The 5,092-nt window shown below is 66.0% G+C and carries 6 protein-coding genes; 2 read left to right on the top strand and 4 right to left on the bottom strand.

Annotated features, from left to right (window positions below; all coding sequences use genetic code 11):
• From FBR05_14675 to FBR05_14665, 3 genes are all read right to left on the bottom strand, one after another.
• Positions 1–800, bottom strand: an 800-nt coding sequence (locus FBR05_14675) for an FAD-dependent oxidoreductase (protein MDL1873422.1), incomplete at its 3' end; no start/stop codon positions are given.
• Positions 801–838: 38 nt separating this feature from the next.
• Positions 839–1,846: a hypothetical protein gene (locus FBR05_14670; protein MDL1873421.1), complete on the bottom strand. Its 1,008-nt coding sequence runs from the start codon at positions 1,844–1,846 to the stop codon at positions 839–841.
• A 60-nt stretch (positions 1,847–1,906) separates the two neighbouring features.
• Positions 1,907–2,239: a 4a-hydroxytetrahydrobiopterin dehydratase gene (locus tag FBR05_14665; GenBank protein MDL1873420.1), complete on the bottom strand. Its 333-nt coding sequence runs from the start codon at positions 2,237–2,239 to the stop codon at positions 1,907–1,909.
• A 196-nt stretch (positions 2,240–2,435) separates the two neighbouring features.
• Between FBR05_14665 and FBR05_14660 the strand changes: the two genes are divergently transcribed.
• On the top strand, positions 2,436–2,783 hold the full coding sequence (locus tag FBR05_14660; protein ID MDL1873419.1) for a hypothetical protein: 348 nt from the start codon (positions 2,436–2,438) through the stop codon (positions 2,781–2,783).
• Between the two features lie 12 nt (positions 2,784–2,795).
• On the opposite strand, the gene FBR05_14655 is transcribed toward FBR05_14660, so the two are convergent.
• Positions 2,796–3,386 carry a hypothetical protein gene (locus FBR05_14655; GenBank protein MDL1873418.1) on the bottom strand — a complete coding sequence of 197 codons (591 nt, stop codon included), beginning with the start codon at positions 3,384–3,386 and terminating at the stop codon, positions 2,796–2,798.
• Between the two features lie 55 nt (positions 3,387–3,441).
• On the opposite strand from FBR05_14655, the gene FBR05_14650 reads away from it, so the two are divergent.
• Positions 3,442–3,705, top strand: a complete 264-nt coding sequence (locus FBR05_14650; protein MDL1873417.1) for a hypothetical protein — start codon at positions 3,442–3,444, stop codon at positions 3,703–3,705.
• Positions 3,706–5,092 lie beyond the last annotated feature (1,387 nt).

Raw genomic sequence — 5,092 nt, 5'->3', positions numbered from 1 at the left:
GTGGCGGGCGGCGAGAAGCGCTTGTCGAGGACGATGTGGATGCCCGAGCTGGCGCTGAGCATCTTGGGCGCCTTGGGATCGTCCATCTGCCGGATGTGGTCGCAGAAGGGGCCGGTGGCGTTGACGACGACCTTGGCCTTCACGGGGAAGGCCTCGCCGGTGAAGCGGTCGCGCACCATCGCGCCGACCAGGCGGCTGTTTTCCTTGCGCAGGTCCGTGACCTCGACGTGATTGAGCACGGTCGCGCCCTGCTGGATGGCCGTCATCGCGATGGTGACGTTCATGCGGGCGTCGTCGAATTGCCCGTCGTAGTAGAGCACGCCGCCGCGCAGGCCCTTGGCCTTGAGCATGGGAAAGCTCTTCTTGGCGTCCTTGGCTCGGAGGTAGCGGCTGGGCTTGAGGTTGGACTTGCCCGCGAGCCAGTCGTACATCTTGAGCCCGATGCGGTAATAGGGAATCCCGAACCAGTTGTAGAGCGGCGTGACCAGCGGCAGGGGATGGGCCAGGTGCGGCGCCAGCTTGATGACCGTCGCGCGCTCGTGGAGGGCGTCGCGGACGAGGTTCCATTGTCCCTTGTCGAGCTTCTTCACCGCCTGCTCGAGGTAGCGCACGCCGCCGTGGATGAGCTTGGTGCTGCGGCTGGAGGTACCGGAGGCGAAGTCGTCACGCTCGACCAAGGCGACCTTCAGGCCGCGGGTCGCGGCGTCGAGGGCGATGCCGGCGCCGGTGGCGCCGCCGCCGATGACCAATAAATCGAAATCTCCGGTTTTGAGCTGTTCCAACAGGGCCTGGCGTTGCATGGCCCCGGACTATCCCAAGGGCCGATTCAGGACAAGCCCTAAAATCCCAGGATCGCCCAGACCGCCAGGTGGTCGCTGACGGTGGAATTCACCATGTTTCCGGCCTTTTCCAGGCGAAACTTCGAGGAAAAGTAGATATGGTCGATCAGCTTGTAGGGCTCCCAGCTGGGCATGCTGTAGACCCCCTCGGCCGTGACGGCGGGGCTTAAGCCCGTGGTGCGGGAGAACTCGCCCAAGAGGTCCTTGAGATCGCGGTCCTCGTCCTGGCGGCCGGCCTCCATCCGCGAGGCGAGGTTGAAGTCGCCGCCTGCGATTTTGAGTTCGGCGGGGTCGGCCTTGACCAGGCGCCCGAGGTTTTTCAGCTGCTCCTCGCGGGTGGCGACGGCGAAGGCCTCGAGGTGGATGTTATAGAGCGAGAGGGTCTCGGGGCCGAGCTGGATGGTGAGGTGCTGGACGATGCGGTCGAGGTAGTACCAGTTGTACCAGAAGGGGTTCTCGTCGGGCTTGGGGAATTCGATCAGCTGCTGGGCCGTGATCGGGAAGCGGCTGAGCACCGCCTGCCCCGAGACGACCTTGCCGAAGTGCCCGGAGGGCGGCCAGTAGGGGAAGGGGACGTATTTGAGATTCCAGGTGACGACGTAGGCGCCGTGGCGCATCCCGAGCTTCTCGGCCAGGTAGCGCATCTGGTCGATGCCGAAGCTGCGCTGGGAGTTGAAGTCGACTTCTTGAAGCAGCAGCAGGTCGGGCTTGAGCTCGGCCAGCCGCGCGGCCATTTCGTCCAAGTTGCGCAGTACCTCGGCGCGGTCGGCGACGGCCACTTTGTTGTTCTTCACGCCCGAGCCGTAGCCGATGTTGTAGCTGACGACGCTCAGGCGCTCGGGCAGGGCGGTCTGCGGCGCCTCGCGCGGCCCGGGGAATTGCAAGATCCCGGCGCGGGGGAATTCCGGTTCCGTGACCGCCGGGCGCAGCGAGTAGGCGAGGAAGAGACCAAAGAGCAGGGCTAGGATGCCGACCAGGTAGAAGAGGCTGCGAAGGAGTTTTTTCATAGGCTGGGGTGGAATGTTTAGGGAAGAGCGCGACGTCTGGCAAGGATTCTCGGGGCGCGCTTATTTCGGCGGGGGCAGGGCGTCGATCTTCGCGGCGAGGATGAAGTCGTTCTCGCTCAAGCCCCCGATCGCGTGGGTCCAGATCGTGACCGCGACCTCGCGGTAATGGACGCAAAAATCGGGGTGGTGACCCTCGTCCTCGGCCAGTCGGGCCATGGCGTTGACGAAGTCCATGGCTTGGAGGAAGTTTTTAAACCGGAAGTCCTTGTGGATGCGGTCCCCCCGTAGCTCCCATCCGGAGACCTCTTGGAGCATCATTTGCAAGACGGGGCCCTCCAGCTTGGGGATACCGCCCTCGCAGGGGACGCATTTCTTCTTTAAGAGCTCGGTCATCAGGCACCTCGTTAGGAGGCTGTTGAAAAACGATTTTTATTCACGCCGGAATAAATCCGGCTCCATATAACGCCCAAAAATCCTTCGGATTTTCGGGGCCCGCCAATCCGCCTGTGGCGGCTTGGCCCAACCACCGGTGGTTTTTCAACAGCCTTGGGCCTAGCCAGGGCCGCGGCTTTCGACTATACACCGCGGGATGCGTCCCGCAAAGATCCTTCCCGCGCTGCTTTTCTTCCTTGGTATCCTGGCCCAGGTCCCCGCGGCCTTTGCGGCCTCGGCGGCCCTTCCGAATCCCGACGAAAATCTCCCGCCCCTCCTCGAGGCGACACCGCCCCGGCCCTACGAGGTCTTGACCCCGCTGGGCGCCGGCAAGAAAGACCTGCTCGAGGCGCGCTTGCAGCTGCGCCGCGAGGGCGCCAAGGCCCAGGCCGAGGCCGTCTTGCTCTTGGGCTGCGAGTCCGGCGGGATGGCGCGGAACGGCCTCACCTTCTACCGCAAGGACGCCTACTGCCGCGGCCTGGCGATTCGCTACACCCAGCCTTAATCCAGTGTCGGTTTATTCGGAGGCTTCGGGCAGCGCCCGGACTTTTTGAAACGAACTCGCGTTGTCGGGATTTTGCAAGAGGATCTGCCTCGCGGCGCCGCGGCGTAAGGACGGGCTGGGGGCCTCGAGGCTGAGGCAGAATTCGGCCGTCTCGTACTTTTGGATATCCGGACAGACGATCGGAAGCTTCTCGCTGCGATGCACGCGGCCCTGGGCGTCGGTGTAGCTGACCAAGATCAGGGCATGTTTGTAATAGGTGGTTTCCTCGCCGTAATCGATGCAGGAGAAGACCACGCGTCCGTACTCGTTGGCCGATTTTTGGTATCCGGTGGGGATGTAGGGACCGTTCTCCTCCTGACTCAACCACCAGTAGACCATGGGCGTGCCCGCCTCGGGAAACAGCGTCTCCAAGGGGGCGTCCAGGGGGCGTTTGCAGTTGCTCCGGCCGTCTAAGGCGGAGACCGAGATCGTGACATTGTGGCCGCGCTGTACTTGTCCGTCGTTTCCGGGGCGATAGCCGCCGAAGGGATTGCTGTTGGCGATCGTGTATTGGCTCGCGGCGCCCGGGACTTCCGAGCCGCCGCCCGAGCTGGGCGGTTCCATCTTGGTGAGTCCTGTCGGGACGCCGTCGCTGCCGGGGCGGTAGCCGCCCAGGGTATTGGCGGCGGCGCCGGGCTCGGCGGCCGGCGCCTCGCCCCCCGATCCGCTTTCGTCCTTAGAGCCGCCTCCGTCCGCGAAGCCGCCAGGGGCCCCGCCCAGTCCGGTCATCCCCGAGCAGGCCGCGAGGCCGCCGAGGCCCAAGGCCAGCGTGATCACTAGGGTTAGGATGCGCAAGGGCTTGAAAATAAACGGCTCCTCCTGGGAAATGGGGACAGCTGATTTTACCGGGCGGTGTCTTGGCAGGCAATGCCCCATTGCTTAGTCCTTTTTCGGCCCATCCTCCGCAGGAAGTTGTGTCGCCGGCTTCCCGTCTTCGGCCGCCGCCCGGATTTCTTCCGCGATTCGCTCGAGCTTGCGGTCGCGGAGGTAGCTCTGTTGGAGGGCGGGGGGCAGCTCGGGCAGCAGCGCTTCGAGCTGGCGCCGTGCGCTGAGGAAATAGTTGCAGGCCCGCTCCCGCTCTTGCCTGCGACGCGCGAGTCGGCCGCGCTCCCAATCGATTTCCCAGAGCAGCGGGCGAATCCCCAGTTCCCAGGCCGCATGGTGCGCGAGATTCAGGGCTCGCGCGGCCCCGTCCAGGTCCGTCCTCGGCCGGTCGCGCAGCACCCGTCCCAAGAGGAGCCGGGCCATGGCCAGCCAAGCCGGCTGGGAGCGGCGCTCGGCGATTTCCAAGGCTGCCTCCGCGTCGAGCTGGGCGGCGGCGTATTTTTGCGCCTCATACTGGAGCAGGCCGCGGTCGTGGCGGCACTGAAAATACCACTGCGGGTGTTGGGCCGGGTCGAGGATGGAAAGGGCCTGCTCGAGGAGGGCGAGCTGCCGCGCGAGCTCGCCGCGTTGCCTGGCGATCTGCGCCAGGACGTTGAGGGCGGCCGCCTGCTGCTCGCGGTAGCCGGCGTGCAGGGAGATTTTCAGCAGCTCATAGCATCGGGCCTCGGCCTCCTCCGTCTTGCCGAGATAAAGAAGGAGGTTGATCCAGTTCTCGCGCAGCTTGCAGGAAAGCTGGGGCTGGTCGACCGCCTGCTCCCGCGCGAAGGCCTCGCGGTAGGCCTGTTGGCAGCGGCTCCAGCGCCCTTGGTCGTAGTCGAGGAGGGCGAGGTTCATCCAGGCCATCGCCTCGTGATAGGCGTCGCCGCCGGCGCGAGCGGCCTCGATGGCCTGCTGAAAGCAGGCCTCGGCCGCTGCGGCGTCGCCGCGGCGCTTGGCGAGCAGGGCGCGAAGGTTGGCGACGCGGGAATCCCCGAGGAGATCGTGCGCCTCGCCGTAGGCCCGCTCGGCCAAGTCTAAGTCAACCGTTGCCGTTTCGGCGTCGCCGCGCGCGAGGGCGGCGCGGGCGCCGACCTCGTGGTGCAACCCGCGGAGGCCCGCTTCGCGCGGGGGCCCGGACGGCAGCAAGGCCAAGGCGTCTTCGGGAAATCCGGCAGCGACCAGGTGGCGCGCGCCGTGAACGGCCACGGCGGCGGGCAGGGCCTTGGCGGCCGCCGCGTTCGGAGCCAGGGCCCGAATCCACTCCGCCCCGGCGGCGTAGCGGCCCTGGCGGTACAAGGAGATCAGGGTCTCGAAGGTGCGGGCCTCGCGCCCGGGTCTCTCCGGCTCACCCCAAAACTCCGGGAAGAAGCGCGCCAGCGAGTAGACGCCGACGCGCTGTTCCAGCG

Source organism: Deltaproteobacteria bacterium PRO3, from assembly GCA_030263375.1.
Lineage (GTDB): Bacteria > UBA10199 > UBA10199 > DSSB01 > DSSB01 > DSSB01.
This window is presented reverse-complemented; position numbering and strand designations above follow the sequence as displayed.

Coding starts and splice junctions, on each gene's coding strand:
- FBR05_14670 (MDL1873421.1), bottom strand. CDS start 1,846: ATGAAAAAACTCCTTCGCAGCCTCTTCTACCTGGTCGGCATCCTAGCC.
- FBR05_14665 (MDL1873420.1), bottom strand. CDS start 2,239: ATGACCGAGCTCTTAAAGAAGAAATGCGTCCCCTGCGAGGGCGGTATC.
- FBR05_14660 (MDL1873419.1), top strand. CDS start 2,436: ATGCGTCCCGCAAAGATCCTTCCCGCGCTGCTTTTCTTCCTTGGTATC.
- FBR05_14655 (MDL1873418.1), bottom strand. CDS start 3,386: ATGGAACCGCCCAGCTCGGGCGGCGGCTCGGAAGTCCCGGGCGCCGCG.